The sequence below is a fragment of the Microbacterium sp. cf332 genome, from assembly GCF_900102175.1.
GTDB lineage: Bacteria > Actinomycetota > Actinomycetes > Actinomycetales > Microbacteriaceae > Microbacterium.
Genome location: NZ_FNKN01000003.1, coordinates 16,529 through 42,950, shown reverse-complemented (window position 1 = coordinate 42,950; position 26,422 = coordinate 16,529). Strand labels below are relative to the sequence as shown.

At 71.3% G+C, this 26,422-nt stretch carries 28 protein-coding genes and 1 tRNA gene; 11 read left to right on the top strand and 18 right to left on the bottom strand.

What is annotated here, in order from left to right:
- Positions 1 to 89 precede the first annotated feature (89 nt).
- From BLT21_RS11820 to BLT21_RS11805, 4 genes are all read right to left on the bottom strand, one after another.
- Positions 90 to 1,226: an SseB family protein gene (locus tag BLT21_RS11820; protein ID WP_091502385.1), complete on the bottom strand. Its 1,137-nt coding sequence runs from the start codon at positions 1,224 to 1,226 to the stop codon at positions 90 to 92.
- Positions 1,227 to 1,285: 59 nt separating this feature from the next.
- Positions 1,286 to 3,733, bottom strand: a complete 2,448-nt coding sequence (locus tag BLT21_RS11815) for an ATP-dependent helicase (protein WP_091502383.1) — start codon at positions 3,731 to 3,733, stop codon at positions 1,286 to 1,288.
- Positions 3,734 to 3,848: 115 nt separating this feature from the next.
- The gene (locus tag BLT21_RS11810; protein ID WP_091503412.1) at positions 3,849 to 4,514 is read right to left on the bottom strand and encodes a LuxR C-terminal-related transcriptional regulator; all 666 of its coding nucleotides are present in this window, start codon (positions 4,512 to 4,514) and stop codon (positions 3,849 to 3,851) included.
- Positions 4,515 to 4,518: 4 nt separating this feature from the next.
- Positions 4,519 to 5,757: an ATP-binding protein gene (locus BLT21_RS11805; RefSeq protein WP_091502381.1), complete on the bottom strand. Its 1,239-nt coding sequence runs from the start codon at positions 5,755 to 5,757 to the stop codon at positions 4,519 to 4,521.
- 114 nt (positions 5,758 to 5,871) lie between these two features.
- Between BLT21_RS11805 and BLT21_RS11800 the strand changes: the two genes are divergently transcribed.
- From BLT21_RS11800 to BLT21_RS15685, 3 genes are all read left to right on the top strand, one after another.
- Positions 5,872 to 7,392: a PspC domain-containing protein gene (locus BLT21_RS11800; RefSeq protein WP_176786901.1), complete on the top strand. Its 1,521-nt coding sequence runs from the start codon at positions 5,872 to 5,874 to the stop codon at positions 7,390 to 7,392.
- The gene (locus BLT21_RS11795; RefSeq protein WP_091502376.1) at positions 7,385 to 7,819 is read left to right on the top strand and encodes a hypothetical protein; all 435 of its coding nucleotides are present in this window, start codon (positions 7,385 to 7,387) and stop codon (positions 7,817 to 7,819) included. Before BLT21_RS11800 ends, BLT21_RS11795 begins: the two co-directional genes overlap by 8 nt.
- A gap of 63 nt (positions 7,820 to 7,882) precedes the next feature.
- Positions 7,883 to 7,955, top strand: a tRNA-Met gene (locus BLT21_RS15685).
- On the opposite strand, the gene BLT21_RS11790 is transcribed toward BLT21_RS15685, so the two are convergent.
- From BLT21_RS11790 to BLT21_RS11775, 4 genes are all read right to left on the bottom strand, one after another.
- Positions 7,956 to 8,243 carry a DUF6966 domain-containing protein gene (locus tag BLT21_RS11790; RefSeq protein ID WP_091502373.1) on the bottom strand — a complete coding sequence of 96 codons (288 nt, stop codon included), beginning with the start codon at positions 8,241 to 8,243 and terminating at the stop codon, positions 7,956 to 7,958.
- Between the two features lie 39 nt (positions 8,244 to 8,282).
- Positions 8,283 to 8,588, bottom strand: a complete 306-nt coding sequence (locus tag BLT21_RS11785) for a biopolymer transporter Tol (protein WP_091502371.1) — start codon at positions 8,586 to 8,588, stop codon at positions 8,283 to 8,285.
- A gap of 43 nt (positions 8,589 to 8,631) precedes the next feature.
- On the bottom strand, positions 8,632 to 9,663 hold the full coding sequence (locus tag BLT21_RS11780; RefSeq protein ID WP_176786900.1) for a fatty acid desaturase family protein: 1,032 nt from the start codon (positions 9,661 to 9,663) through the stop codon (positions 8,632 to 8,634).
- 239 nt (positions 9,664 to 9,902) lie between these two features.
- Positions 9,903 to 10,238: a DUF7882 family protein gene (locus BLT21_RS11775; protein ID WP_091502366.1), complete on the bottom strand. Its 336-nt coding sequence runs from the start codon at positions 10,236 to 10,238 to the stop codon at positions 9,903 to 9,905.
- A 135-nt stretch (positions 10,239 to 10,373) separates the two neighbouring features.
- Here BLT21_RS11775 and BLT21_RS11770 point away from each other — a divergent pair, with 135 nt between their 5' ends.
- The 3 genes from BLT21_RS11770 (at position 10,374) to BLT21_RS11760 (ending at position 12,037) form a co-directional block, all read left to right on the top strand.
- The gene (locus tag BLT21_RS11770) at positions 10,374 to 10,583 is read left to right on the top strand and encodes a hypothetical protein (RefSeq protein WP_091502364.1); all 210 of its coding nucleotides are present in this window, start codon (positions 10,374 to 10,376) and stop codon (positions 10,581 to 10,583) included.
- Between the two features lie 190 nt (positions 10,584 to 10,773).
- Complete coding sequence (locus BLT21_RS11765) at positions 10,774 to 11,100, top strand: DUF7882 family protein (RefSeq protein WP_091503409.1); 327 nt, start codon at positions 10,774 to 10,776, stop codon at positions 11,098 to 11,100.
- A 19-nt stretch (positions 11,101 to 11,119) separates the two neighbouring features.
- Positions 11,120 to 12,037, top strand: a complete 918-nt coding sequence (locus BLT21_RS11760; RefSeq protein ID WP_176786899.1) for a helix-turn-helix transcriptional regulator — start codon at positions 11,120 to 11,122, stop codon at positions 12,035 to 12,037.
- A gap of 15 nt (positions 12,038 to 12,052) precedes the next feature.
- On the opposite strand, the gene BLT21_RS11755 is transcribed toward BLT21_RS11760, so the two are convergent.
- The 5 genes from BLT21_RS11755 to BLT21_RS11735 all read right to left on the bottom strand — a co-directional run bounded on the left by BLT21_RS11755 (position 12,053) and on the right by BLT21_RS11735 (position 18,005).
- The gene (locus tag BLT21_RS11755; RefSeq protein WP_091502360.1) at positions 12,053 to 13,240 is read right to left on the bottom strand and encodes a sensor histidine kinase; all 1,188 of its coding nucleotides are present in this window, start codon (positions 13,238 to 13,240) and stop codon (positions 12,053 to 12,055) included.
- Between the two features lie 7 nt (positions 13,241 to 13,247).
- Entirely contained in the window at positions 13,248 to 14,339 is a 1,092-nt protein-coding gene (locus tag BLT21_RS11750; protein WP_091502358.1) for an ABC transporter permease, read from the bottom strand.
- Positions 14,336 to 15,277, bottom strand: a complete 942-nt coding sequence (locus BLT21_RS11745) for an ABC transporter ATP-binding protein (RefSeq protein WP_091503406.1) — start codon at positions 15,275 to 15,277, stop codon at positions 14,336 to 14,338. Before BLT21_RS11745 ends, BLT21_RS11750 begins: the two co-directional genes overlap by 4 nt.
- 10 nt (positions 15,278 to 15,287) lie before the next feature.
- A complete protein-coding gene (locus tag BLT21_RS11740) occupies positions 15,288 to 16,916 on the bottom strand; it encodes a PAS domain-containing sensor histidine kinase (RefSeq protein WP_091502355.1) in 1,629 nt (542 codons plus the stop codon).
- A gap of 90 nt (positions 16,917 to 17,006) precedes the next feature.
- Positions 17,007 to 18,005: a glycerophosphodiester phosphodiesterase family protein gene (locus BLT21_RS11735; protein WP_091502353.1), complete on the bottom strand. Its 999-nt coding sequence runs from the start codon at positions 18,003 to 18,005 to the stop codon at positions 17,007 to 17,009.
- Between the two features lie 158 nt (positions 18,006 to 18,163).
- Between BLT21_RS11735 and BLT21_RS11730 the strand changes: the two genes are divergently transcribed.
- The 3 genes from BLT21_RS11730 (at position 18,164) to BLT21_RS11720 (ending at position 21,777) form a co-directional block, all read left to right on the top strand.
- On the top strand, positions 18,164 to 19,060 hold the full coding sequence (locus BLT21_RS11730) for a Bax inhibitor-1/YccA family protein (RefSeq protein WP_091502351.1): 897 nt from the start codon (positions 18,164 to 18,166) through the stop codon (positions 19,058 to 19,060).
- Positions 19,061 to 19,253: 193 nt separating this feature from the next.
- Positions 19,254 to 21,050 carry a ribonucleoside triphosphate reductase gene (locus BLT21_RS11725; protein ID WP_091502348.1) on the top strand — a complete coding sequence of 599 codons (1,797 nt, stop codon included), beginning with the start codon at positions 19,254 to 19,256 and terminating at the stop codon, positions 21,048 to 21,050.
- The gene (locus BLT21_RS11720) at positions 21,031 to 21,777 is read left to right on the top strand and encodes an anaerobic ribonucleoside-triphosphate reductase activating protein (RefSeq protein WP_176786898.1); all 747 of its coding nucleotides are present in this window, start codon (positions 21,031 to 21,033) and stop codon (positions 21,775 to 21,777) included. Before BLT21_RS11725 ends, BLT21_RS11720 begins: the two co-directional genes overlap by 20 nt.
- A gap of 12 nt (positions 21,778 to 21,789) precedes the next feature.
- Here BLT21_RS11720 and BLT21_RS11715 read toward each other — a convergent pair whose 3' ends face one another.
- The 3 genes from BLT21_RS11715 to BLT21_RS11705 are packed head-to-tail and all read right to left on the bottom strand — an operon-like array spanning position 21,790 to position 23,783.
- Positions 21,790 to 22,386 (bottom strand): CbiQ family ECF transporter T component, encoded by a 597-nt coding sequence (locus BLT21_RS11715; RefSeq protein ID WP_091502344.1) that lies wholly within the window; start codon positions 22,384 to 22,386, stop codon positions 21,790 to 21,792.
- 25 nt (positions 22,387 to 22,411) lie between these two features.
- Positions 22,412 to 23,116 carry an energy-coupling factor ABC transporter ATP-binding protein gene (locus BLT21_RS11710; protein WP_091502342.1) on the bottom strand — a complete coding sequence of 235 codons (705 nt, stop codon included), beginning with the start codon at positions 23,114 to 23,116 and terminating at the stop codon, positions 22,412 to 22,414.
- 16 nt (positions 23,117 to 23,132) lie between these two features.
- A complete protein-coding gene (locus tag BLT21_RS11705; RefSeq protein WP_091502340.1) occupies positions 23,133 to 23,783 on the bottom strand; it encodes a biotin transporter BioY in 651 nt (216 codons plus the stop codon).
- A 51-nt stretch (positions 23,784 to 23,834) separates the two neighbouring features.
- On the opposite strand from BLT21_RS11705, the gene BLT21_RS11700 reads away from it, so the two are divergent.
- Positions 23,835 to 24,506: a TetR family transcriptional regulator gene (locus BLT21_RS11700; protein WP_091502338.1), complete on the top strand. Its 672-nt coding sequence runs from the start codon at positions 23,835 to 23,837 to the stop codon at positions 24,504 to 24,506.
- On the opposite strand, the gene BLT21_RS11695 is transcribed toward BLT21_RS11700, so the two are convergent.
- Together BLT21_RS11695 and BLT21_RS11690 are read right to left on the bottom strand one after the other, a co-directional pair.
- Entirely contained in the window at positions 24,479 to 24,862 is a 384-nt protein-coding gene (locus BLT21_RS11695) for a ribosomal maturation YjgA family protein (RefSeq protein WP_256336058.1), read from the bottom strand. The two genes, BLT21_RS11700 and BLT21_RS11695, sit on opposite strands and share 28 nt — an antisense overlap.
- A gap of 77 nt (positions 24,863 to 24,939) precedes the next feature.
- Positions 24,940 to 25,830, bottom strand: coding sequence for an NUDIX domain-containing protein (locus BLT21_RS11690; protein ID WP_176786897.1), 891 nt, complete (start codon positions 25,828 to 25,830; stop codon positions 24,940 to 24,942).
- 93 nt (positions 25,831 to 25,923) lie between these two features.
- Between BLT21_RS11690 and BLT21_RS11685 the strand changes: the two genes are divergently transcribed.
- Complete coding sequence (locus tag BLT21_RS11685) at positions 25,924 to 26,343, top strand: GNAT family N-acetyltransferase (protein WP_091502334.1); 420 nt, start codon at positions 25,924 to 25,926, stop codon at positions 26,341 to 26,343.
- Positions 26,344 to 26,422 lie beyond the last annotated feature (79 nt).

Below are 26,422 nucleotides of genomic sequence, written 5' to 3'. Positions count from 1 at the left end.
ATAGGACCCCGCCGCGGTGGCCGCATCCCCCTGGACAACCGGTCGGCCCCGTGTGCGGATACGTCTGCGGGGCGGCCCGGACGGCAGGCTCAGGATGCGGGCGGCTCGTCGGTCGCGGCGGGAGCGGCGGGCTCGGAGTCGGCGGACTCGGCAGCCGCGGGCGCGGCAGCGCCGTCCACCGCGGCAGCGGACTCATCGGTCTCGTCGGCGCGGGCGAGCACGGGGCCGAGATCCGCGCGGTCGACGTGGATCCACGGGCCTCCGGGGTCGACGATCACACCGCTGAGCGCAGGATTGGAGGCGATCGCGCGCGCGAGCTGGGGAGCGGTGACGGGCACCGGGCGGTCTCCGCGCTCGAGCACGAGCACCTCGAGCGGGTGCGAGTACACCTCGAGGCGGCGCTCGCCGGAGGCCGTACGCGACTCGGCGAGACCGAGCTGACCGCTGTCGCCCGCCGGGCCGGCAGCGACCCAGAGCGGTGCCGCCGCGAGGGCTTCGCCGACAGCGGCGGCTGTCTCGGCCGACCGCGGACCGGCCAGCAGGTTCTTGATGGTGAACGCGGGGTCGCCCTCCTCGAACGCCTTCGAGATGAGCTGCACGGGCAGCACGATGCGCGAGCCCGCGATCGCGTGATCGATGACGAGACCTTCGTAGGGCCCTTCGATGGCGTTCCGGAACACGTTCGCCACCGGCAGCCCGAGCGCCGACGTGTCACGGTCACCGTCGGCCTCGACGCTCGCGCGCAGCGATGCCCCACCGGTGAACGCGAGCAGGAACCGGGCGCCGTCGATCTGCGAGACGGCGAGCGTGATCGGCTTGCCCTCGGCGGTGAGGGCGCGGGCGTCGCCGCGCACGCGCACGTACATCGTGCCCTGCATGCTCTGACGCATGACGTTCATGACGTCGACGTTGCCCGGCTTCTCGGGCAGCGACGCCAGGGCTGCCTGCACGAGGGTGTTGTCGGGCATGCCCGGCACCGTCTCGGTGCGGGCGGGCGCCTCGGCGGGCGGACGGGTGACCGATCGCTGAGGCTGCTGCGGCGTGGCCGACGGCGCCGGGGCGCCGAAGGTCGACATCGAGATGCCGACGTGCGGAACGGTCTCGACCGGGGTCTGCTCCGCGGTGCGCGCGGCCCCGTCGGCGTCCGCCCCGGAGACGGCGTCGACGTCGACGTCGTCCGCGGGCTGGCTCGTGGTGTCTCGCGCGGAGCGCTTGAAGATCGCCATGACTCGAGCCTAACCCGCGGCCCCGTGTCGGGCGCGGGTGTCTCGACGGCCCGAGCGTCTCAGAGCTTGGTGATCGGCGCGATCTTGATGAGCAGCTTCTTCGCGCCGGCCGAGTCGAAGCGCACGTGCGCGACGCGTTTCGCGCCCTCTCCCGTGACGGCGTCGACGCGTCCCTCGCCGAAGTCGTCGTGGCGGATGCGGTCGCCCGGGCCGAGCTCGAGATCGCCGTTGTCGCGCACCTTGGCGGGGATGCGGTTGGCGAACTTCGCGATGTCGGCGCTCTTCTCGCGGCGCGGCAGCGGCACCAGGTCATCGCCGTAGCGAGGTCCCGAGCCGCCGCCGGCTCCCCCGCCGCGTCGACCGTTGAGGGCGCGCGACTGCATCCCCCCACGCGAGTTGACGTCGCCCGGCGATTGCCGCCAGTCGATGAGATCGTGCGGGATCTCCTGCAGGAACCGGCTCGGCATCGCCGCCGACACCTCGCCGAACTGGGCGCGGGTCATCGCGAGCGAGAGGTGCAGGCGTTTGCGGGCGCGGGTGAGGGCGACATAGAAGAGGCGGCGCTCCTCCTGCGGCCCGCCGGGCTCGTTGGCCGAGATGCGATGCGGGATCAGGTCTTCCTCGACGCCCGTGACGAACACGGCGTCGTACTCGAGGCCCTTCGCGGTGTGCATCGTCATGAGCGACACCGTGCCCGACGCGTCGTCGAGATCGTCGGCATCGGCGACCAGGGCCACCTCGGTGAGGAAGTCGAGGATGGTGCCGTCGGGGTTGTTCCGCGCGAACTCGCGGGTCACCGCGATGAGCTCGTCGAGGTTCTCGAGGCGCGCCTCGTCTTGCGGATCGCGGCTCGCGCGCAGCGCATCCATGTATCCGGACTTGTTCAGGAGCACGGTGAGCCCCTGCGTCACCGCGGTCGGCGGCGCGACCTCGCCCGAGCTCGGCAGCATGATCTCGGTCGCCTCGGCGAGCACGGCGTCGAGCTGCGCGATCGCGGCCTGGATCTTCGGCCCGACACCGAGCGCCGACGCGTTGGCGAGCGCGTCGCGGAAGGTGATCTGCTGATCGGCCGCGTATCGCGCGATCGACGTCTCGGTGACGTCGCCGATCCCGCGTCGTGGCCGGTTCAGGATGCGGCGCACCGCGAGCTCGTCCGCGGGGTTCGCGACCGCGACCACGTACGCGAGCGCATCCTTGATCTCCGCACGGTCGTAGAACTTCGTGCCGCCCATGATCTTGTACGGGATCGCCGCACGGATGAATATCTCTTCCAGTGCGCGGGACTGCGAGTTCGTCCGGTAGAACACGGCCATCTGCGAGTACGGCACCGATGAGCGGTGCAGCGCCTCGATCTCGTCGGCGACGAACTGGGCCTCATCGTGCTGCGAGTAGCCGGTGAAGCCGACGATCGCGTCGCCGGCGCCGACATCGGTCCAGAGCTTCTTGTCCTTGCGGTCGAAGTTGTTCGAGATGACGGCGTTCGCAGCGGACAGGATGTTCTGGGTCGAACGGTAGTTCTGCTCGAGCAGCACGACCTTCGCGCCGGGGTAGTCGCGCTCGAACTCGGTGATGTTACGGATGTCGGCGCCGCGGAACGCGTAGATCGACTGGTCGGAGTCGCCGACGACGGTCAACGAGGCGCCCTCGACCTCGGGCGTCGTCTCGGGCTCGAAGATCATCATCCCGCCCGCCGAGAACGCGTCGCCGCTCTCGCCCTGGACGGGACGCGTCAGCTCGTGGATGAGCGCGTACTGCGCGTGGTTGGTGTCCTGGTACTCGTCGACCAGGATGTGGCGGAACCGCTTGCGGTAGACGTCGGCGACGTGCGGAAAGGCCCGGAAGAGGTAGACCGTCTGCGCGATGAGGTCGTCGAAGTCGAAGGCGTTGGCACGCTGCAGCGCCGACTGATAGGCCCCGAAGAGCTCGACGAACACGCGCTCGGCGGGGTCGGACATGTTGGCCTGACGCGCGTAGGAGTCGGCGTCGGCGAGCTCGTTCTTCAGCTTCGAGATACGGCTCTGCACGCCGGCCGGCGTGAGCCCGAAGGCATCCGCCTCGTGCTCTTTGACGAGTCGCTTGATGAGCGCGCGCGAGTCGCCGGAGTCGTAGATCGTGAAGCTCTTCGTGAACCCGAACTGCTGCGCCTCGCGTCGGAGGATGCGCACACAGGCGGAGTGGAACGTCGAGATCCACATGCCCTGGGCGCTGTCGCCGATCAGCTGGCGCACACGCTCGCGCATCTCGCCGGCGGCCTTGTTGGTGAAGGTGATCGCGAGGATCTGGCTCGGCCAGGCCTCCCGGCTGCGCAGCAGCGAGGCGATGCGGTGCGTCAGCACGCGCGTCTTGCCCGAGCCGGCTCCGGCGACGATCAGCAGCGCGGGCCCTCGGTAGGTGACGGCCTCGCGCTGCGGCGGGTTGAGTCCCTCGAGAAGGTCGGCGTCGGGACGCTCGTCGGGACGCGGGGATGCGGCGGAGCCGACGATGACGGGCTTGATGGGCTCTGGCATGACCCCTCGATTCTACGTTCGACCGCCGACACCCCCGCGAGACCCCACTTCCGCCCCGAGACCCCGGCGCGCACCCACCTTCTCGGGGCGCGAGTGAGGTCTCGCGGCTCTCATCTCAGAGGAGGCGGCGCGCGGTCGCCCAGGCCGTGAGCTCGTGCCGCGACGACAGCTGCAGTTTGCGCAGCACCGCCGACACATGGGTCTCGACGGTCTTGACCGAGATGAAGAGCTCGGCGGCGACCTCCTTGTACGCGTACCCGCGCGCGATCAGACGCATCACCTCCTGCTCACGAGCCGACAGTCGGTCGAGCTCGTCGACCGCGGTCGCCGTCTCGCCGGCGACCGCGCCGAACGCGTCGAGGACGAACCCGGCGAGCCGCGGCGAGAACACCGCGTCGCCGCCCGCGACCGCCGCGACGGCGCTGCTCACCTCGTCGCCCGAGGATCCCTTCGTGATGTAGCCGCGGGCACCGGCGCGGATGACGCGGACGACGTCGTCGGCGGCATCCGACACGCTCAGCGCCAGGAAGCGCGTCCGCGTCGACCCGACTCCCGCGATGACCTCGGCTCCGCCCGCGCGCTCGTCACCGGAACCGCCGGGCAGGTGCACGTCGAGCAGCACCACATCGGGCTGCGCAGAGCCGATCACCGCGAGGGCGGATGCCACGTCGTGGGCCTCGCCGACGACGTCGATCGTCTCCGCCAGGTCGGCGCGCAGGCCGGATCGGAAGATGGAGTGGTCGTCCACGATCACGACGCGCAGGCGCTCAGCCGCGGGCATGAGCTCAGCCACGCGCATCCCCCGCGCCGCCGACGTGCAGGTGCACCTCGGTGCCGCCGGCCGCTGCGGGACGCACCGTCGCGCCGCCGCCGGCGCGGCGCATCCGTCCGACGATCGACTCGCGCACACCGAGCCGGTCGTCGGGGATGGCCGCGACGTCGAAACCGGGCCCCCGGTCGCGCACCCACACATCGACGCCGCGCGCCCCGCCCTCGATGTAGACCGACACGTCACCGCCGGCGTGACGCGCGGCGTTGAGCATCGCCTCCCGAGCGGCCGCAGCGAGTTCACCGCTCGCCCGCTCGGCCGACAGGCCAGCCGACACGACGTCGATCCGCGCCGCGAAGTCGAGCTCGAGGGCCGCCGCGTGGTCGCGGAGGTCGGTCGGCAGGTCGCTGTCGGCGTGCGCCTCACCGTCGAACAGCCAGGCGCGCAGCTCGCGCTCCTGGGCGCGGGCGATGCGGGCGGCCTCGCTCGATGCGCCCGCCGTGTTCTGGATGAGGGCGAGCGTCTGCAGCACCGAGTCGTGCAGATGGGCGGCCATCGCGCTCCGCTGCTCCTCGCGGATGCGGCGAACGCGCTCGCCCGAGAGCTCGCGCCAGCGGTTCGCGAGGGTGGCCCCGGCGAGCGCGAGCATGCCGACGACCGGGAGCACCAGCGCGGGCAGGGCGACGATGCCGTCGGAGTCGATGCGCGGGAGAGCGAGGAGCGCCACCACGACGAGCACGCCGGCCGACACCGCCCGGACGACGACGGCGTGGCGCGTGCCTCGTGAGACGTCGCGGCGGTCGACGAATGTCGCCCAGCACCCGCCGGCGACGGCGACGGCGCTGATCGCCGCGGTCACGAGGATGAGCACGGGCGAGAACCCGCGCGACATCCACGCGTCGCGGGCTTCGATGGCGAGGACCGCGAGGAGCACGGGGAGGGCGGCGACGCCCGCCGACACGAGGATCCACGCGATCGGCGCGCGCCGGGTCGGCGCCTCGCGGCCCGGCTGCCACGGCACGAGCGCCCACAGCCACAGGTACAGCAGCGGCCCCGCGCCGCCGACGAAGGCCAGCGAGACGAACAGCACCCGGATCCCGCCGGCACCGACACCGAGGTGCGTCGCGAGGGCGGGGCTCACTCCCGATACCAGGCAGTCCCGACGCCGCTCGAGCATCGGACGCGCCCGGGCCGCGCGCGTCGGGCGGGGCGGCGGCGGCCCCGGGTGGACGGCGGTCTCGAGCGCGGAGGACATGGCGACATCCAATCACCCCGGATGCCGCACGACACCGCCCGGGGCGGAGGTTCAGGGGCCGGTCAGGGCCATCCCCCATATCGGCCGAGCACCCCGTCGCCGGAGGATCGGAGCATGACCTCTCGGCCGCTCACCGCCGCCCCGCCGTCTCCCTCGGTGGACGCGGGCACCGACCGCCGCTTTCTCACCTGGGCCGCCGGTCTCGGACTCGTTCGCCGCGACGGCTGGGTCGGAGGCGTGTGCGCCGGGCTGGCGGCGCGGTGGGGTGTCGACCCGGTCATCGTCCGAGGCGTCGCGGTCGTCGCGACCGTCATCGGACTCCCCGCGATCGTCGCGTACGCGGCGGCCTGGGCGGTTCTTCCGGACGCCGCACGCCGCTCGCACGCGTCCGACCTCGAGAACGGCAGGTTCTCGTATGCGCAGGCCGCGATACTCCTCACCGCGATCATCGGGCTCCTGCAGGCGCTCGTCCTGTTCGTGACCATCGCGGCGGTCGTCGCGGGCTCGAACGCCGGGGCGGCCGTGGCGGTGCTCGCCGTCGTCGTCCTCGCGGGCGGCATCGTGGTGGCGGCCACGGTGATCGCGCTGCTCGTGCGGGCAGCGCGTCGGACCCCGGGCACCGTCGATGGGGAGCTGCGTCGGGTAACCGTGGCATCCCAGACGGTCCCGGCCGCATCCGTCGACGGCTCTGTCGCGGATGCCGGCGCGGGCGGGGCGGAGGTCGCTGACGCGCCCGCCACGCCCGCGCCCTCGGACGTGGACGGCGACGCCGATGCGGATGACGATGCCGATGCCGATGCGACCGCCCTGGCCGCCTGGCGCGCTCAGCATGCCTCGTGGAGAGAACGCGATCGGGCGTGGCGTCGCGAGCAGGACGATGCGGAGCGCGCGGCACGGGCGCTCGCGCGGGAGGAGCGGCGCGCCGCGGCGGCCGTATTCGCGCGCGCGGCAGCCGAGCGACGCGACCTTCGACGCGCGCAGCATCCGCGCACGAGCCTCGCGTTCGTCGCGGCGAGCGCCGGGGTCGCGGTCATCGCCGGAACGTTCGCCGGGCTGGCCTCTCCGGGCGAGCTGTCCGTCGCGCTCGGCCTCTTCGTCGCCGCCCTGGTGACGGCCCTCGCCATGATCGTCGCCGGCGCCGCGCGGCGGCGGAGCGGCTTCCTCGCCTTCACCACGGCGTGCCTGCTGGTGGGCGGCGGCGGCGCGATCGCCGTCCCGGTCCTCCTCGAGCTGCACGTCGGCTCCTACTCGATCTCCAACGTCTCGTCCGACGCGACCGAGCCGTTCCGACAGACCTTCGGCGACGTCTTCGTCGCTCTCGTGAATTCGCCGGATGCGAGGCCGGTGACGATCGAGAAGGGCGCGGGAACGACCCTGATCACCGTCGAGCCGGGCGTCGAGCTGTCGCTGCGCGCGTCCGTCGGCGACGAGGCGTCGTTCACCCTCTCCCAGGGCGACGAGTGGACCCTGCTCACGGACGATGCTGACGCGAGGCCCGATGGAGCCGGCCGAACCGCGGTCGTGACGACGATTCCCTCGGCGGGCTCGACGGTCACGCGGCAGGTCCTCACAATCGACCAGGACAGCGGCTACATCGAGATCCGCATCCTCGAACCGGAGGACATCGATGACTGACCCCGACATCTCGGCCGGCACCTCGGCCTCCACCGACACCGACACCGACACCGACACCGACACCGACGGAACGGACAGCGCTGTGACCAACACGATCGAGATCGAACCGACCGCGTCGGCGGCCCCTGTCGATCGCCCTCGGGTCCGCTGGGCGGGCATCGTCTGGGGTCTCGCCTTCGCAGCGACAGCGATCGCCGCTCTCGTCTTCACCCGCTCCCCCGATGCGTACGGCGCGCTGGTCGAGTGGGTCGCGGCGCCGTCGTTGCCGGAACTCGTCGCCGCGGCGCTCCTGATCGCCGGCACGGCGATACTCATCGCCGGGGTCGCCGGGATGCTGCGCCGCGGCCAGCGTCTTCGCGCGTCTCGACGCGCGTCGCGCACGCCCACGCAGGCACCCGAGAAGACCGTCGAGCGTCATACCGCGTAGCACGACGACTCCGACCTTCACAGCGCTGGCGGTCCTTTATGGCCCGACGTAGCGTGAGGGCATCGCGGCGATCCGGGTGGTCCCGGGCATCGGCTCATAACCGATCGCGTTGCGGGTTCGACTCCCGCCGTCGCGTCTACTCCGCTCTTGTCGCAGCGGCGAAGATGCGCTGGCGCAGCAACGACAGGCGCTCGTTCGCCTCGGCGACCTGCGACGACGCGACGCGATGCCCGTTGATGGGATGGATCACGAGGTCGTTCAGGCTGCCCATCCCGCCGAACGCCCGACGGATCGCGGTCGGGTCACCGCCGGCGGCGACGTGATCCGCCGATCGCGAAGCCCACTCCGCCCACGGATCAGCTCCGACGGAACGCAGCAGCGACGCCAGCTCTTCGAGAGCAGCGCGAAGATCGGGTTCGCCCATGAGGCGAGTCTGCCAGTGCCGACCGCCGCCGTGCTCGGCTCAGCCCGCGTCGAGCTCGTCGAGGCGCCGCAGCGCATCTCGCGCCCGTGCGAGGCGCTCGCGCTCGGGCTCGTCCCACCAGTACGGGCCGCGCTCCCCCAGGCCGTGCTTGGCCAGCCCCACCCGTTCCCGGGCCGCCGCGACGCCCTGGTCGTCCCCGCGACGCTTCGCGGCGCCCACCGCCGACCGCCCGCGCCCGAGGTGCGACTTCAGCGCGGCGACGACGTCGTCGGGTAACGAGGGATCGGTGCGCCGCCAGCGCCGGCCGTCGATGACGAGCCAGCGTTCGGAATCGACATCGGCCACGGACTCAGTATGAGCCGTGGCCGATGTCGGAGGGTGCTGCGTGTCAGGCGCGGCGGTACTCCGCACGCATGGGGCAGTCGAACGGATCGCGAGCCGCGAGGCCGACGCGGTTCAGGTACCCGATGACGATGGCGTACGAGCGCCACAGCGTGGTCTCGGTGTAGGGGACGTCGAGCGTCGCGCACTGGTCCCTGACGATCTCGCGCGCGCGGGCGAGCGCCGGACGCGGCATGTTCGGGAACAGGTGATGCTCGATCTGGTAGTTGAGCCCGCCCATGAGCCAGGTGGCCCACCAGCCGCCGCCGATGTTGCGGGAGGTCCGCACCTGCTTGCTGAAGAAGTCGAGCTTCGCGTCGGGCGCGATGATCGCCATGCCCTTGTGGTTCGGGGCGAACGACGCCCCCATGTAGAGACCGAAGACGGCGACCTGAACGCCGAAGAAGGCGAAGGCCATGCCGAGCGGCAGGAAGATGAAGACGGGGGCCACGAACACCGCGAACCGGGCGAGGATCAGCGTGATCTCGAGGGCCCGCTTCTTCACGGGACCGCGGCTGACGAGGTGGCGCACCGACAGTGCGTGCAGGTTCAGGCCCTCGAGCAGCAGCAGGGGGAAGAAGAACCAGCCCTGGCGCTGGGTGATGAACCGGCGGAGGCCGCGCGCCGTGGCCGCATCCTCTTCGACGAACGAGATCGTGTCGATCTCGATATCGGGGTCCTTGCCCACCTTGTTCGGGTTCGAGTGGTGGCGTGCGTGCTTCGTCGTCCACCACGACAGGCTCATACCGACGACGCCGACGGCGAGGAACCGCGCGAGCCGGTCGTTCGCCGGGCCCGAGGCGAGCACCTGACGGTGGTCGGCCTCGTGGGCGAGGAAGGCGATCTGCGTGAAGACGATGCCGAGGGCACCGGCGATGAGCAGCTGGAACCAGCTGTCACCGAGCAGCACGAAGCCGGTGACGCATCCGCCGATGGCGAGCAGGAGGGCCAGCCCGACGAGGCCGTAGAACCACGGCGTACGATTCAGAAGGCCCGACTCGCGAACGACGCGCGAGACATCGGTGAAGGCCTTCGCCATCGGCGGGAAATCGGCGGTGCCGGCGTACGTGGTGCGGACGGGGCCGAGACGCGACTCGACGACGGATGAAGCGATGGGAGCACCTGCTGACTCGTTTAGACCGGGAAGGTCGGGAGCAGAAGGCGGATGCCGACGGCTGAGGCCCACACTACGGAGCGGTGGATCGCCGCGGCGGTATATGCGCCGTACTCCCTGCTGATGCACGGTCGTCACCCAGGTGGCGGCCGACGCCGTGAGCCCTATTCCACGGTGTCGACGAACGTGCCGTTGCGCGGCGTATCGGGCGGCTCCGGAACGACGTAGAGGCCGGTGGGCGAATTGGCCGTGAAGGTGAGCGCCTCGAGCCACGCTCGATTGAGGGCGGGGGTCCGGCTTCCGTAGTACTTGAAGACGAGGCCGCAACCCGGGTGCAGCCACACCGTCGTCCGGCCGTCACCGATGCTGACGTCGTCCTTCCAGGTCAAGGTGAAGGCTTCGCCGCGGCGGAGCTTGGTCGTGATGACCGTCTGGAGATGGACGAGGGTCCGGTCCTCGAAATCAGCACGTATCTGGTTCTCGTAGATGAATCTGCCCATCGTGTCTCCTCTCCGTAACGGGGCCGACCTTAACGAGCGGCTTCTCGACGGGGGCAGCCCCTTGTGCTGGCGCGTCAGATCGGTAGTCTCGCCTGACACGGCCGTGCTGCGCCGTCGAATGGGGGGCGGATCACCGTGGCCAAGAGAGTCGATCTGTTCTACGGCGGTCGCCTCTACAGCATCGGCGGACGCGAGATCGAGGATATCCGGGCCGAGATCGCTGCCGCACTCGCGTCCGGGCACGGATGGCTCACCGTCAACGACGGGGAAGGTGTGGCGCAGACGACCGACCTGCTGATCTCGTCGGGCGTCGATGTGACGCTTGCCGCCATCCCCGGCGACTGATGTGTACTGCCGAGGGCGCCGAAAGTCAACCCCCTCCCGCAGATAGATCAATCCCTCGAATCTGCCGAGGCACAGCACGGCTGTGCGCGTCGCGGATCGCGCGCGCGCGGAACGGACTCTTCCACGCGGCGCCGCGAGGCGATCGCAGAAGCTGAGGATCGCGCCGAACCTTGGCGCGCGAGGAGGAATGTTGGGCAGGTTCGTTTACGACGGCAGCAATCGTGTCGACATCGAGGACCGCACGCTCGCTCACCTCCAGATGACCATCGGAGCGAAGCTCCGCCGCGGCGAGGCCTTCTTCTTCACCTGGAAGGACGACGTCAGCGTCGGCAAGGGACGGACGACCGTGTGGATGCACGCGGGTGCGTCGCTCGTGTTCACCTTCCACGGCAGCCGGAACCCCGCCATCAACCGATCCTGGCTCGAGGCCCTCATGTACACGGCCAACTCGCCGAGCGGGCTCTATGTCGTCCCCGAGCCCGCCGAGTCCGCGGCCGACAAGCTGGTCGTTGAATAGCCAGCCCGTTCGGCGGGGGTTGCAGACCGACGACCCCGGTCGAGCGCAGGAATCGGTCAGTTCCCTCTACGAGACGCCCGTCGCGCTCTCCGTCGAACCCGCCACCAGCTTCCGCTACGAGATGGCCGCTCTCGCGCACCCCGCCGCAGCTGCTGCGGCCGTGCGCTTCAGCGGCTCCGTGCGCACGACGACGCGGGCCTTCCCCCGCCTCGTCGTCGCGCACGCCGCGCAGGGGAACCACCGCTGGCAGGTGGGCAACGAGTCCGGCGACGGCCGAACGCCGTTCGTCGTACCGCCCGACACGGAGTTCACGGCGGAGTTCGGGCAGCTCCACCTCCGCACCTTCAGCATCACCACCGAGACGCTCGACCATGTGCTGCGATCGCTCATCGGCGACGATCCGCGCCGGTTGCAGTTCTCGGGTCTGAACCGCCGGGCCACCAACCCGCGGCTCGTGGCCGAGACCCTCCGGTTCCTCGAGGCGACGATGCTGGCCGACGAGAGCGTCGCGGCGTCCCCTCTGATGCGCACTCAGCTCCTCCACCAGGCGGTCGCCTCGCTCGTCAGCGCGTTCCCGCTGCTCGACCCCGACGACAGCGAACGACGCCGGCCCGCCGCACGAGCGGTCCGGAGCGCGGTCGCGTACATGGAGGAGAACATCGGCGAGGCGATCAGCATCCACGACATCGCCGTCGCGGCCGGCATCTCCGTCCGCGCACTGCAGAGCGCGTTCCACAAGGCGTTCGGCATCCCGCCGAGCACCTACCTGCGACGGCTGCGGATCGAAGGCGCCCACCACGACCTGCGAGCGGCGCTTGCCGGATCGACGACGGTGCGCGAGGTCGCCCTGCGCTGGGGCTTCGCCCACACGGGACGCTTCGCCCAGCTCTACGCGGCGATGTACGGCGAGCATCCCTCGCACACGCTGCGGCGCTGAGCGACCCGACCCACGTCAGGCGGCGGCTTCGGCGTCCGGATCCGGAAGCAGGATCCAGACGCGGGCGCCACCGAGCGGCGACTCGTCGAGTCCGACGCGGCCGCCGTGCGCCTCGATAACGCGCCGGCACGTCGACAGTCCGATGCCGAGGCCCTCGGTATCGGACTCGCCCCGTTCCATGAGTGCGAACACACGCTCGCGGTCGGCCGGCGGAACGCCCGGGCCGTTGTCGTCGACCGTGATGCGCCAGCCGCCGTGGACCGCGTGGGCGTCGACCTCCACGCGTGGCACCCGGTCGACGGCGGCGGTGAACTTCAGCGCATTCGCGACGATGTTCTGCAGCACCGCGCGCAGCAGCGTGGGGTCCCCGATCGGCTGCACGTCGATGTCGACGCGCACGTCGGCGCCGGAGGCGGTGATCTGGGCGTCGACGTCCTCGATGACCGCGTGCATCACCGCCGCGAGGTCGACGTGGGTGCGCTGCGGGCTGGCCCCGCCCACTCGGGCGTAGGCGAGGATGTCCGAGATCATCGCGTTCATGCGATCGGCCGCGGACTCGGCTCGTGCCAGCACGCGTGCAGCGTCGGGCGCGTTGTCCATGTCGGGGCTGTCGATCGCGAGCTCGAGAAAGCCGGTCAGCGCAGTCAGCGGATTGCGCAGATCGTGGCTGATCTGTCCCGCGAAGCGGGAGAGCTGATCGTTCGACGCGGTGAGCTGACGACTGATGCGGCGCAGCTCGAGGAGGTCGACGACCTGGTGTGCGAGCAGGTCGAGCGCCTCGCGCTCCGGCTCGTCGAGATCGCCGACGGTGTCGTTGAAGACGCACAGCGTCCCGATCGCGACGCCCGCCGGCGTGACGAGCGGGCTCGACGCGTAGAAGCGCACGTGCGCCACCTCACCCGTGACGAAGGGGTTGTGCGCGAAGCGCTCGTCGAGGCGAGCGTCGGGCACGACGACGCGCCCGGGGCGTGCGATGACGGCGGCGCACATCGAGTCCTCGCGCGAGCACACGGCCGGCTCGAAGCCGACCGCGGCGATCTGGTGCTGGAAGCGGTCGTCGATGATGTTGATGACGGCGGTGTCGACGCCGCAGACGGTCGCGGCCAGACGCACGATCCCCTGCAGGTCGGGAGAGGGCGTCTCGCCGATCACGTGGTAGGCATCGATGGCCTCGCGGCGGGTGATGTCGAGTTCGGTGACCATGATCTTCCTACGCTATCCGCGTTCCGGGGGGCAGAGCCCGTGCGGGGGTCCTCGTCCGCGCCCACGCTCCTGCCACGAGCAGCCCGGCGAGGATGACCTGCACCCCGAGGCCGACGAACCAGCTCGGAACCGTGTCGTCGCGGATCTCCGCAGGCGTGCGGATGTCGTCCTGAGCATTCGGAGCGCACTCGTCGTACCCGCTCGAGAGGTCGGGGGCGAGCTGAGCCTGACGCACGCCGGAGGCGATCTGCCCGAACAGGTCGATCGGATACCCCTGCGGGTCGTACTCCGCCGGTGTGGCGTCGGCGAGGATCACGAACGGGTTCGCGGCGAGCACCCACCACACGCGATCGAACCGCGGCACGGTGTAGACGGACTCCTGCGGCTCGCCGCAGACCATCTGCGCGGGGTCGTTCCAGCAGTCCTCCGAGCCGTCGCGGCACTGCGGCGAGCCGTCGGGGTTGTAGAGCATCGGCCGGTAACTCGTCGTCGCCTCGCTCGAGAGCGCGGTCGAGCCGAGCCCGAACGCGATGAGCGTCCCGAACACGAGCGCCGACACGACGAGATAGGTCGCCGCGACCGAGAAGAGCGGCCGCGCGATTATGCCGCTCAGCCCGACGCCGATCGCCGCGATCACGCCGATCTCCACGATCAGCACGAGCAGCGATACGACGACCACGCCGGGGTCGACTCCCCCGGCGAGCGTCGCGATGATGAGGAAGGGAGCGGCGACGGCTGCGAACGCGAGACCGGTGATCCAGGCGGCGAGCACCTTGCCCAGCAGGATCTCCGAGGTTCGCGCGAAGGTCACCTGCACGGGAGCGAGTGTCGCGGCATCCCGGTCGCCGTTGATCGAGTTCCCGCTGAGGGTCGGCGAGACCAGGACGACCAGCAGCAGGGTGATGATGACGATCGTCGAGTAGATGCCGGCACCGCGCTGGCCGGCGTCCGGGACGACGCCGCCGAACGCCAGGAACGACAGCGCCGTCACGCCGATGAGCAGCACGGCGAAGATGCCGAGCAGCACGTACCACGACACCGTCCGGATGCGCTGGAGCAGCTCGAGGCGCGCGACGGTCCACAGACGGGCGATGCTCATGCGGCCCCCTTTCCCCCGGTACCGAGATCGAGGAAGGTGTGCTCGAGCATGCCGCTGGCGGCGGAGAACTCGGCGACCGCGATGCCGGCCGAGATCAGCGATCGCAGTCCCGCCGCGGCATCGGCCTCCGAGGCGAACGGGACGAGCACGTCGCGACGATCGGTCGGCACATGCGCGACGTCCAGACCGAGCGCGGTGGCGACGGGAAGCGCCGCGGCCTTCGCGTCGGCGTCGGCGACGCGGATGCGCCAGGTGCGGGTCCGACGGGCCGCCTCGGCGACCCGGTCCGGGCTGACCGTCGCCCCGTCGAGCAGGAACACGGCGTCGTCGACGACCTCCTCGAGCTCGGAGAGGATGTGACTCGAGATCAACACCGTCTTACCCGCCGCGGCGAAGCCCCGCAGCAGTCCACGGAGGTCGACCCGCGCCTGCGGATCGAGTCCGGATGCCGGCTCGTCGAGCAGCAGGACCGACGGGTCGTGCACGAGGGCCCGGGCGAGACCGAGTCGCTGCTTCTGACCACGCGAGAGCACGCGGGCGGGCGACCCCGCGAGCGAGGCGAGACCGACCTGGTCGAGGAGCTCCGCCGCCCGCCGCGCGGCCGCCGCCCGGTCGAGGTCGTACAGCCGGCCCGTCATCTCGAGCGTCTCGCGCACCGTGAGCGAGCCCCACGCGCCGAGCGCGTCGGGCATCCATCCCAGACGGGCACGGGCGGCGGCGGGATCGGCGACGGGATCGATCTCGGCGATCCGGATCGTCCCGGCGTCGGGCTGCAGGAGCGATGCCAGCATGAGCAGCAGCGTCGTCTTCCCGGCGCCGTTCGGTCCGACGAGCCCCGTGACCGCGCCGGCACGGGCCTCGAGGGTCACTCCCCGGACGGCATCGACGCGCCCGAACGATCGACGGACGTCGCGGACGGTTATCCCGGCGGTCACCATGACCGACACCCTAGGGGACGGTGGTGACGGGATCGAGTCGCGACGGATCGGCCGCGGGAGCCGCGGCGCGCGGCAGACGAATGAGTGCCGTGGTGCCCTGGGTCGGTCCGGGCGTCAGCTGGACGTCGCCGCCGTGCGCCTGCGCCAACCCACGAGCGAGCGAGAGGCCGAGACCGAGACCTTGATCCGCGCTGCGGCGGGACCGGGCGGTGCGGTAGAAGCGCTGGAACGCCTGTCGGCGCTCGGCGACGCTCATGCCGGGGCCGGCGTCCGACACGGCGATCTCGATCTCGTCGGCCGTTGTCGTGAGCGCGATCGAGATCGGGGCGCCCGACGGCGAGACCTGACGCGCGTTGTGCAGGAGTTCGAGCAGGATCGCCTGGAGATCACGGGCCCCGATCCGTGCATCGGCGGCCGACCCGTGCACGGTGACCGCCGAGGCGACGCCCTCGGCGGCCTCCTCGGCGAGCGCCCGGTCGACGACGACGCGGACATCGCACGGGCCCGCGCCGCGGGGCGTCGCGTGGGCCCGCCCGGTCGCGAGCATGAGCTCGACGGTGTGCTCCAGGCGCTCGGCGGCTCGCTGGATCGTCTCCCAGCGATCGGTGTGTTCCGGCATCGCGCCCGCGAGGGCGAGCTCGGCGTTGCCGAGGATGACCGTGAGCGGGGTGCGCAGCTCGTGCCCGACCGTGTCGAGGAATCGGTCGCGCACGTCGACCGCCTCGATCAGCTCCGTGATGTCCTGCGCGACGACCAAGACGCCGATGGGTTCGTCGTCGAGCGCGATGGGACGCGCGACGAACCGCACGGCGACCTGGTCGCCCGGCTCGCCCAGCCACACCAGACGCGGGTCGGCGAGCTCGCCCGCGAGGATGTCGTCGTGCAGGCCCGAGCCGACGACGATCGGCGTGACGCGGTCCTCCTCGTACACGGACGCGCGACCGTCCTGCTCGAGCGAGATCGGGATCCCCGCGCGCTGCGACAGGCGATGCGCGGGCGCGTTGGCGAGCAGCACCGTGCCGTCGTCCTCGAACACCACGATCGCCTCGGGGCTCGTGTCCATCACCTGCTGCAGCGCGGCGTCGGCACGGTGGGACGAGTCGAGCGCCTGCGCCAGCCGCCGGGTGGCGCGTCGCGCCCGACGGCGGTTGCGATCGAGGTCGACGGCCACGAAACGGCTGCCGATCGCGAACATCCCGAGGAGCGCAGGGACCGTCAGCAGCGACGCCCACTCGCCCATGCTCGTCGGCACGCTGCGCGAGGACGCGAGAGGGAGGAGCCCCGCCATCACGACGCCCAGAGCGGTGACGAGGGGCGGGAAGGCGAAGGCGAGCCACGCGATCGGGAAGATGACGAGCATTCCCGTCACGGGCAGCAGATCGATCGCTCCGCTGCGCAGCGGAGCGCACGCGAGGATGGCGGCGAGCGGCACGATGCAGACCCAGACGGTGCCCCGGGTGGGCTTGTAGTGCCAGACCACGACCATCGCGACGCAGGCCGCGCCGATGACGGCGAGCCCGACGATGTAGGCCCCGGTGATGCGCGCGGGCTCGACGACGGCGACGGTCGTCGTGACCATGGCGGCCGATGCGCCCAGCAGGAGCTGCGCGTAGGGCTGGATCTGGGGTCTGCTGAGCATCGGGCCTCATCCGCGGGCATCCGCACACCCGTCGACGATCACCCTCCCGAGCGCCCGGCGCCCGTGTCAAGTCCGCCGGGCTCGCGCGAGTCAGCCTCCGAAGACGGCGACACCCCGGTCGGGGTGGTCGACGAAGACCCCGTCGACGCCGGATGCCGCAAGCTCCGCCCACTCGGTCTCGTAGTCACCCCAGGCGGCGCGCTCGCGGCCGCGACGATGCCGGCGGAGGAGGAAGGCGTTCTCAGGACGCGCCGTCCATGTGAAGACGCCGAGGTCGCGCGCGTGCGCGGCGCCCACCAGGCTCGGCCCGCCGTCTGTGCCCCGAGCGGGGTCGAGGATCATCCGCTTGTCGAGGCTCACCCCGTCCACCCGTCCGCGCAGCGCGTCCAGCCCGGCCGGCGAGACCCACTCGCGGTACGTCCGGGCGGACGGCCCCTCCGACTCCGTCAGGTCGGCGGGGGCCCCGTCGGCCTCGACGAGGAAGATGCGCGAACCCCCCACCCCCGCGGCGGCCAGTCGATCGAGGACGGTGAGCTCGAACGACTCGATCCACAGCGGGTGCGCGCCGCCGTCCCACCCGGCGGCAGCCAGCTCGGCTGCGATGAGTCCGGCGACGTCGAAGCCCGCCCGCCCCAGGAACGTCGCGTGCTTGACCTCGAGAACGACGCCCGGGTCCCGACCGGTCGACGTGGCGAAATCCGTTACGAGGTCGAGCAGGTCGCGCAGCCGCAGCATCGGCTCGGCGTCGTCGTGGCGGGCACTGTCGGGCCGTAGTTGCGGGAGCCGCTCACGGCAGCGCAGTCGCGACAGCTCGTCCCAGCTGAAGTCCTCCGCGAACCATCCGGTGAGCTCGTGGCCGTCGACCGTCTTCGTCGTCCGCCGCGACGCGAACTCCGGGCGATCGGCGACGTCGGTCGTCGTGCCGATCTCGTTCTCATGACGGATCACGGCGACCCCGTCCCGGCTGAAGACGATGTCGGGTTCGACCGCGTCGACGCCGCTCTCGAGCGCGAGCAGATAGGACGACCGGGTGTGCTCGGGCAGATAGCCGGGCGCACCCCGGTGGCCGATGACGAGCGGGCGGGACACGGGCTCAGGCTAGGCCAGCAGGCGTCCGATTACGCTCAGGGCGATCGGCTTCATAGCCTGCTCACAGCGCCCTGCATATCCCGCGGCAACCGGTTCCCGTAGGCTGGTGGCACACGGCATCCAGCTGTGTCGACCCCTCGACTTGGAGTGTGAGAGCAGTGGCCCTCAATAACCCCGCATTCGACAACCCCGCGTTCAAGGAGCAGCGGCCGGGTCTGACGCCGCCCGCCGCCCCCGGTACGCAGACCGCTTCGGCGCAGCACGCGGCCGTCAACGCCGCGACGCAGGCCCACCTCGAGGGTCTGTACGCGTCGCCCTCCGCCGGCGCGCAGGAGACCGACCGCATGACGGTCGAGGACACCGTCGTCAAGACGCTGAGCCTCTTCGGCGTCCTCCTCGTCACCGCGGTCATCGGCTGGGTCTGGACCCTGCTCCCGGTGACGCAGGCGAACCCGTACCCGACGATGATGCCCTGGATCATCGGCGGCCTGGGCGGCTTCGCCCTGGCCATGGCGGTCACCTTCACGTCGCGCAAGAAGGTCCGGCCCGGCCTGATCTTCGCCTACGCCGCGTTCGAGGGCCTGTTCGTCGGCGGCATCTCGGCCTACTTCGAGTTCATCTGGCCGGGCATCGTCATGCAGGCGACGCTCGCTACGGTCGCCGTCGTGGGCGTCACCCTCGCGCTGTTCGCGAGCGGCAAGATCCGCGCGTCGGCGAAGGCCACGAAGGTCTTCATGATCGCGATGGTCGGCTACCTCGTCTTCTCGCTGCTGAACGTCGGCCTGATGCTCTTCAACGTCATCCCCGGCGACATGATGTTCGGCCTGCACAGCACGAAGATCGCCGGCATCCCGCTCGGCCTGATCATCGGTCTCCTCGTGGTCGTCATGGCCGCCTACTCGCTCGTGCTCGACTTCGACCAGATCCAGCAGGGCGTGCGCAACGGCGCTCCCCGCAAGTTCGCCTGGGTCGGCGCCTTCGGCATCATGGTCACGGTCATCTGGCTCTACGTCGAGATCCTGCGCATGATCGCGATCCTGCGCGGCAACAACTGACGCAGCCGCTCCACGCACGAAGGCCCGTCCGGTTCGCCGGGCGGGCCTTCGTCGTCCCCCGGCCACGCCACGCGGCCCGGGCGCGGAGGTCGCGCTGCGTTTTATCCGGCGCGCCCGCGTCATCTCATCCTGCATGTAGTGCCTGAATCGAGATCCAACCCCAACATCTGGGCCCCGATCACGAAGGACGCTCATGCCCACGACCGCCATCCCCGTTGCAGCCACCGTCGACGAGTACCTGGAGCGCCACGACTGGCGCGTCAACGCGAACGCCAACCAGGGCTACAGCCTGGGCGGACTGATCCTGAACGCCTCCGGCAAGCTCATCGCGAACTACTGGCTCGACGAGGTCTACGCGCCGGAGGCGGGCGCGGCCCACCGCGACGGCGACATCCACATCCACGATCTCGACGTCTTCGCCGGCTACTGCGCCGGATGGTCGCTGCGTCAGCTGCTCGAGCAGGGGTTCAACGGCGTGCCCGGCGCCATCTCGTCGGCCCCGCCGAAGCACTTCTCGAGTGCGCTCGGTCAGATCGTGAACTTCCTCGGGACCCTCCAGAACGAGTGGGCGGGCGCCCAGGCGTTCAGCTCGTTCGACACCTACCTCGCACCCTTCGTGCGGCTCGACGGGCTCGACGAAGGAACCGTGCGCCAGGGCATCCAGGAGCTCGTGTTCAACCTCAACGTCCCCTCGCGGTGGGGAACTCAGACCCCGTTCACCAATCTGACCTTCGACTGGACGTGCCCCGACGACCTTGCCGAGCAGCGCCCGCTCGTGGGCGGTCGTCTCGTCGACTTCACCTACGGCGACCTTGCGCCCGAGATGGCCATGATCAACCGGGCGTTCCTGTCGGTGATGACGGAGGGCGACGCCGATGGCCGGGCGTTCACGTTCCCCATCCCGACGTACAACATCACGAAGGACTTCGACTGGGCCGCCCCCGAGGTCGACGCGCTGTTCGAGATGACGGCGAAGTACGGCCTGCCGTACTTCCAGAACTTCGTGAGCTCCGACCTCGATCCGGGCATGGTCCGCTCGATGTGCTGCCGTCTGCAGCTCGACCTCACCGAGCTGCTCAAGCGCGGCAACGGCCTGTTCGGATCGGCCGAGCAGACCGGTTCCATCGGCGTCGTCACCGTCAACTGCGCCCGGCTCGGGTTCGTGCACGCCGGCGACCGGGCAGGCCTGTACGCGCAGCTCGACCGGTTGCTCGAGATCGCCCGTGACAGCCTCGAGGCCAAGCGGGACGTCATCGGCCGGCATCTCGACGCGGGCCTCTTCCCGTACAGCCGTCGGTACCTCGGCACGCTCGCGAACCACTTCTCGACGATCGGCGTGAACGGCCTCAACGAGGCGGTGCGGAACTTCTCCGCCGACCGGTGCGACATCTCGACAAATGAGGGGATGCGGTTCGCCGCCGACCTCCTCGATCATGTCCGCGGTCGCATGGTCGAGTTCCAGGAGCAGACCGGCCACCTCTACAACCTCGAGGCCACCCCGGCCGAGTCGGCGACCTACCGCTTCGCGCGGGCCGACATCGCGCGCTTCGACGGCATCTGCCATGCCGGCACGGCGAGCAACCCGTACTACACGAACTCGTCGCAGCTGCCGGTCGCTCACACCGACGACCCGTTCCTCGCGATGGAGCTGCAAGAGGACCTGCAGCAGAAGTACACGGGCGGCACGGTGCTGCACCTCTACATGGGTGAGGCCGCACCGTCGGCATCCGCGTGCAAGGCGCTCGTCCGCCGGTCGCTCGAACGGTTCCGCATCCCGTATCTCACCATCACCCCGACGTTCTCGATCTGCCCCCAGCACGGCTACCTGTCCGGCGACCACGCATCGTGCCCGCAGTGCCGCGCCGAGTGCGAGGTCTGGACGCGGGTGATGGGCTACTTCCGCCCGGTGTCGTCGTTCAACATCGGTAAGAAGGGCGAGGCGGCCGAGCGCCTGCCGTTCGCCTACGGTCGTGCGACCGACGGGGCCTGAGCCGGCGTCCGCTCCCCGCGTCCGCGATGCGGGGGTGCGGGTCGCCGGCCTCGCCCGGTTCTCGTCGGTCGATTGGCCGGGGCGGATCGTCGCGACGGTGTTCCTGCAGGGCTGTCCGTGGGACTGCCGGTACTGCCACAATCCCGACCTCATCGCCCCGCGAACACCGGGCGCGATGCCCTGGCCCGAGGTCGAGTCCTTCCTCGCCGCGCGGGTCGGACTGCTCGACGGCGTCGTCTTCTCGGGCGGCGAGCCCACCATGCAAGCCGGCCTGCGCGCCGCCATCTCGCGCGTGCGGGAGTTCGGCTTCGCCGTAGGGCTCCAAACGGGTGGCGCGTTCCCGACACGGCTCGCGCGCGTGCTGCCCGACGTCGACGGGATCGGACTCGACGTCAAGGCCGCGGCCGTGGACTACGCGGGCGTGACGGGTCGCGGCCCGAGCGGACGGGCGGCTTTCGCCTCGCTCGACCTCGTGCTGGCGGCACAGCGAGCGCGCGACGGGTCGTCGCGCCCGCTGGACGTCGAGGTCCGCACCACCGTGCATCCCGATCTCATCGACGACCAGCGACTGGGTGCCCTCGGCGCCGAGCTGGCGTCGCGCGGAGTGCGCCGATGGGCGGTGCAGCGCTTCCGCCCCACCGGCACCCGGTGCGGCGCCCCGGTGCGTGCCCCGCTGCGACTCGACCGACTGCCGTACGACGCGATCGAGTGCATCGAGGTGCGATGACCTGGAGAAGCGTCAGCGCACTCCCCGCGCCGTCAGGGCATCGCCGAGGTCGTCGGCGTGCTTCAGGGCGAGCACGATGAACGCGAGTGCCGACGAGCGGATGCCGTGCCCGGCGCCGCGTGCCCGGTGCGCGTCGCGCACGTCCCGCGCGATACGGCCGAGTGTGGGAACGGCACCGAGGGCGACGACGAGGAGAAGGGCGATGCGCTCCGCATCCGCTCCCAGGAGTCTCGCCGGCCGGAGCGCTCGCTCGAACAGGTCGAGCAGGGCGGTGACCGGCGTCGTGAGGGCGAGCAGCGAGGCGAGGAGGACCGCGACGACGATGCGCACCGTGCCGATCAACGCCGGCTCGATGCCGAGGAAGACCGCCTGACCGGCGAGCGCGACGACCACGAGCCAGCGCAGCGCCCACGCCTGACGAGCCAGTTCGCGCCAGCCCGTTCCCGGCACGGCGTAACAGGCGAGGCACACCGCGGCCGAGGCGGCGGCGTTCTCCGGACGGGCGGGAAGGAGCGAGACCGTCATCACCATCGCGAGCAGGAGGACCGACTTGGGAGCGGGCGGGAGGCGGTGCCACCCGCGCGACCCCGGGCGATGGAGGGTCAGCATCCGACCGGTCCGCGCATCGCGCGGCTCATCGTCGCCACGTGCTCTCGTAATCCGCGACGACGCCGGCGGCCGGCCCGGTGCCGACGACGCGTCCCGCTTCGATGTGCACGGCGACCTGGCATCGGCGCGCGAGGTCGAGGTCGTGGGTGACGAGCAGAAGGCGGTGGCCCGTGCCGTCGAACAGGTGCTCGGCGACACGGGCGGCGTTGCGTCCATCGAGGAACGCGGTCGGCTCGTCGGCGACCACCAGCTCGGGATCGCGGACGAATGCGCCGCACAACGCGAGCAGCTGTTTCTGTCCTCCCGACAGCTCGTGGGCCGGATGATCGCGCTGACCCTCCAGCCCGAAGCGCTGCAGCGCACGTTCGACACGGGCAGCGCGCTCCGATCGCGGCGACCGGTCGGAGCGGAGCGAGAAGGCGACGTCCTCGGCGACGGTGGGCATGACGATCTGGGCGTCGGGGTTGCTGAAGACGATCGCGGTGCGCCGGCGCAGCGCGGCGGCGTCCCGGACGGTGTCGCATCCGAGCACGCGCACCGTTCCGGCGGTCGGCCGGATGAGACCGGCGACGAGCCGGGCCACGGTCGACTTACCCGATCCGTTGTCGCCGACGACGGCGACCGTCCGCGCGTCGAGGTCGAGCGAGATCGGCGCGAGGACGTCGGCGTCGCCGAGGCGCACGGCGGCGCCATCGAATCGGATGCCGCTCACCGCCGTCGCGCTCGTCATGCCGCTGCCGCGACGGTCACGGGGCGGTCGGGGCGGTCGGGGCTGCGACGGTGGGGCGTGTCTGGCCGAGAGCGTCGTCAGGGCGGGACCACGTGCGGCGGAACGCCCGCGGGTACCCTCGCACGAGCGCACCGACGACGGCGGTGGCCACGACGACCTTCACGACGTCGCCCGGGATGAAGGCGAGGTTCGCCAGCGCCGCCTGCTCGACGGGAAGGCGCAGCACGAGGCTCTGCACCGGGATACCGCAGGCGTAGACGACGAGGACACCGCCGACGAGCAGACCGGCGGCGGTGCGCCACCAGACGGGACGGCGCGTCCCGGCGTGCACGATGAGCCCGATGACGACCGCGCCGACGAGCCATCCGACGAGGTAGCCGGCCGTCGGTCCCACGAAGACCGCGAGTCCGCCACGGCCTCCGGCGAGGAGCGGCAACCCGATCGCGACGAGGGCGAGCAGCGTCGCCACGGAGGTGGCCCCGACGGCCGGCCCCAGCACGGCGCCGGCGAGCATCACACCGAGCGTCTGCGCAGTGATCGGCACGCCCCCGAAGAGGGTGAACGAGCCGGGGAGTCCGAGCACGGCGATGAGGGCGGCGAACACGGCGGCGCGCGCGAGATCGGTCGCGTCGAACCTCCGGCGGACGCCGTCGGCGGAATGGGTCATCTCTCCTCCTGAACACCGTTCACGTGAACGATGTTCAGGTAGAGTAGCGCCATGGTCGTCGACGGTTCAAACCCGAGCGCGCGCGGGACCCGGCGCTCGAAGGACGACGTGGTCGACGCCGCCCTCGAGCTCCTCGATCGCGTCGGCCTGCCCGATCTCTCGATGCGTCGGCTCGCCGAGCATCTCGGGGTGCAGCCGAGCGCGCTGTACTGGCATGTCGAGAACAAGCAGGAGCTGCTGGCCGCCGTCAGCGGACGCATCCTCGCGACGGTGACGAGTCCTCCGCGGCCAGCCGCCGCCTCCGACGCCGGCCCGGTGCTCGACGTGGCCGCGCGAGACCTCGCCATGCGGCTGCGCGACAGTCTTCTCTCCCATCGCGACGGCGCCGAGGTGGTGTCGAGCTCGCTCGCCCTCGGTCTCGTCGACCCGCCCGTCCACGCTCCCCTCGCGGCGATCGGCGCGGAGTCCGCCGCCCCACCCGGTCTCTCGGACACGATCGCCGACGCCGTCACGCATTTCGTCGTCGGCTTCACGTTCCATCAGCAGCAGCGGCGCAGCGCCGACCAGTGGGGAGCCGCCGCCCCGCCCGCGCAGCTGTCACCGCAGCGCGTCGCCGACGCCGACGACGACGGCTTTTCGGCCGCCCTCGATCTGATCATCGCCGGAGCCTCCACGGCGCTGGCCGACCGCGGCCCTCAGCGATTCGACCGCGCCGACCGCTGAGCGTGGGTCGGCCGATGCTGCCAGGCGGCATCCGCGGCCACGGCGGCGGCGACGGTCACGATGTACACGACGAGGTCCCGGGCGTCGAAGACGGTTCCGAGCACGAGCATCGCCGGTGGGAAGATCCTGGCAGCGCCCCCCGGCAGACTGCTCAGCTGCAGCAGCTCGATCGCCACGCACCAGCCGGCGGCGACCGCGCCGACGAGCATGGGCCGTAGTCCCGGCGCGCAGGCGACGACGAGCAGGTGGATCAGGAGAGCGTAGAGCGCGTCACCTGCGATGTCGGTCGCGGCCGTATCAGGGAGGACCCCGTGCACGAGGAGCCCGGCGACGACGACGCCGACCGCGAGAAGCACCGCTGTCCCGCGCCGCGAGGCGGGCCTCCGCGGTGCGGCTGATGCGGCCGGGCGGAGCGGTGCTCCCCCGGCGGGGCTCACAGGCGGTCGCGCAGCCAGGACGTCGAGACCGATCGCGCCCCGGTCGTCTCGACGCGGGCGCGCAGACCGCGGTCCGAGGTCACGACGGTGACCCGACCGCCCGCGGCGATAGCATCCGCCGCTGCGGCGACGATCGCGTCGTCTCCCGCACCGGGCGCGCGCGCGAGCTCGATACCGGCGGGCTCGGCGACCGCCGTCGCCTGCCCCTCCACGACCGCGACGACGCGCGGGAACCAGGTGTGCTCGGGCAGATCGAGGCCCGCGGCATCGGTTCCCCGAGCCGCGAACGCTGCGAGCTGCTCGAGCAGACGGTCGGCGGCGCCGGCGCGATCGCGCCACCACCCGTCGGGCACCGAGCCGACGACGTTGGCGACGTCGACGACGAGCACCGGGCGCAGCGACAGCAGCTCGCGCAGGCGGGGCCAGGATGCGGCGAAGCCGGGATGCAGCGGGTACGACTCGACCGCGTCGATGGGCACCCACGCGAGCTCGCGGCTCTCGGGGTCGCTGATGACGGGCTGGAAGGGGGTGGTGACGTCGGCGACGAGGGTCCCGTAGGTCCACACCCCGAGATCGAGGACACTGAGGAACCGCGGTGACACCGCCTCGGCGGGCACGCCGGCCTCCTCCGCGGACTCGCGCAGGGCACCGTCGCGCGCGGACTCCCCCGCGTGACGGGCACCGCCCGGCAGGCCCCAGGTGTCGCCGAAGTGGCTCCACGAGACGCGGTGCTGCAGCAGCACGCCCTGATCGGCGTCGACGGCCAGCAGGCCCGCGGCGCCGAAGCGGCCCCAGTAGCGCTCGCCCGACGGCGCGACGACCCAGGCATCGCCCGGGTCACGCGGACCGTGCGGCGGACGCGGCGCGGCGGTGGGGTCGTCGGTCATCACCACAGCCTGACACAGCCCGGGTCCACGGGCTCGCGATTGGCATCGTGTTACCGGCCGTGCCCGACGGCGGCGGCATCCCACAATGGTCACGTGGACTACGAGATCGATGATTCCCCCGCCCGCATCCAGCGCGACAGGGTCTGGAGCTGGCTCTCGTCCGAGGCCTACTGGGGCCGGTGGCGCGACCGCGCGGCGCTCGAGGCCCAGCTCGACGGGGCGTGGCGGGTCGTCGGCGCGTACCGCGGCGACACCGGCGAGCAGATCGGGTTCGCCCGCGCCGTCTCGGACGGCGTCGGCTTCGCCTACCTCGCGGACGTGTTCGTGGTCGCCGAGCACCAGGGCGCGGGTGTCGCGCACCGCATCCTCAAACGCATGATCGACGAGGGGCCGGGACACGACTTCCGCTGGACGCTCTTCACGCGCGACGCCCACACCCTCTACGCCGACTTCGGGTTCGAGACGCCCGACGCGACCGCGATGGTGCGGCGCGCGTCACCCGAGAAGCGCTGAGCCCTGTTCCCCGCTCCCCGCCACGCGCTTCACCGGGCAGATCTCGCCCCCACAACCCGTGCGTCGGGGCGCGAACCGC

Excerpts from the sequence above, each read along its gene's own strand:
- BLT21_RS11820 (WP_091502385.1), bottom strand. The coding sequence starts at position 1,226 with ATGGCGATCTTCAAGCGCTCCGCGCGAGACACCACGAGCCAGCCCGCG.
- BLT21_RS11815 (WP_091502383.1), bottom strand. The coding sequence starts at position 3,733 with ATGCCAGAGCCCATCAAGCCCGTCATCGTCGGCTCCGCCGCATCCCCG.
- BLT21_RS11810 (WP_091503412.1), bottom strand. The coding sequence starts at position 4,514 with ATGCCCGCGGCTGAGCGCCTGCGCGTCGTGATCGTGGACGACCACTCC.
- BLT21_RS11805 (WP_091502381.1), bottom strand. The coding sequence starts at position 5,757 with ATGTCCTCCGCGCTCGAGACCGCCGTCCACCCGGGGCCGCCGCCGCCC.
- BLT21_RS11800 (WP_176786901.1), top strand. The coding sequence starts at position 5,872 with ATGACCTCTCGGCCGCTCACCGCCGCCCCGCCGTCTCCCTCGGTGGAC.
- BLT21_RS11795 (WP_091502376.1), top strand. The coding sequence starts at position 7,385 with ATGACTGACCCCGACATCTCGGCCGGCACCTCGGCCTCCACCGACACC.
- BLT21_RS11790 (WP_091502373.1), bottom strand. The coding sequence starts at position 8,243 with ATGGGCGAACCCGATCTTCGCGCTGCTCTCGAAGAGCTGGCGTCGCTG.
- BLT21_RS11780 (WP_176786900.1), bottom strand. The coding sequence starts at position 9,663 with ATGGCGAAGGCCTTCACCGATGTCTCGCGCGTCGTTCGCGAGTCGGGC.
- BLT21_RS11775 (WP_091502366.1), bottom strand. The coding sequence starts at position 10,238 with ATGGGCAGATTCATCTACGAGAACCAGATACGTGCTGATTTCGAGGAC.
- BLT21_RS11755 (WP_091502360.1), bottom strand. The coding sequence starts at position 13,240 with ATGGTCACCGAACTCGACATCACCCGCCGCGAGGCCATCGATGCCTAC.
- BLT21_RS11750 (WP_091502358.1), bottom strand. The coding sequence starts at position 14,339 with ATGAGCATCGCCCGTCTGTGGACCGTCGCGCGCCTCGAGCTGCTCCAG.
- BLT21_RS11745 (WP_091503406.1), bottom strand. The coding sequence starts at position 15,277 with ATGGTGACCGCCGGGATAACCGTCCGCGACGTCCGTCGATCGTTCGGG.
- BLT21_RS11740 (WP_091502355.1), bottom strand. The coding sequence starts at position 16,916 with ATGCTCAGCAGACCCCAGATCCAGCCCTACGCGCAGCTCCTGCTGGGC.
- BLT21_RS11725 (WP_091502348.1), top strand. The coding sequence starts at position 19,254 with ATGCCCACGACCGCCATCCCCGTTGCAGCCACCGTCGACGAGTACCTG.
- BLT21_RS11715 (WP_091502344.1), bottom strand. The coding sequence starts at position 22,386 with ATGCTGACCCTCCATCGCCCGGGGTCGCGCGGGTGGCACCGCCTCCCG.
- BLT21_RS11710 (WP_091502342.1), bottom strand. The coding sequence starts at position 23,116 with ATGACGAGCGCGACGGCGGTGAGCGGCATCCGATTCGATGGCGCCGCC.
- BLT21_RS11705 (WP_091502340.1), bottom strand. The coding sequence starts at position 23,783 with ATGACCCATTCCGCCGACGGCGTCCGCCGGAGGTTCGACGCGACCGAT.
- BLT21_RS11700 (WP_091502338.1), top strand. The coding sequence starts at position 23,835 with ATGGTCGTCGACGGTTCAAACCCGAGCGCGCGCGGGACCCGGCGCTCG.
- BLT21_RS11690 (WP_176786897.1), bottom strand. The coding sequence starts at position 25,830 with ATGACCGACGACCCCACCGCCGCGCCGCGTCCGCCGCACGGTCCGCGT.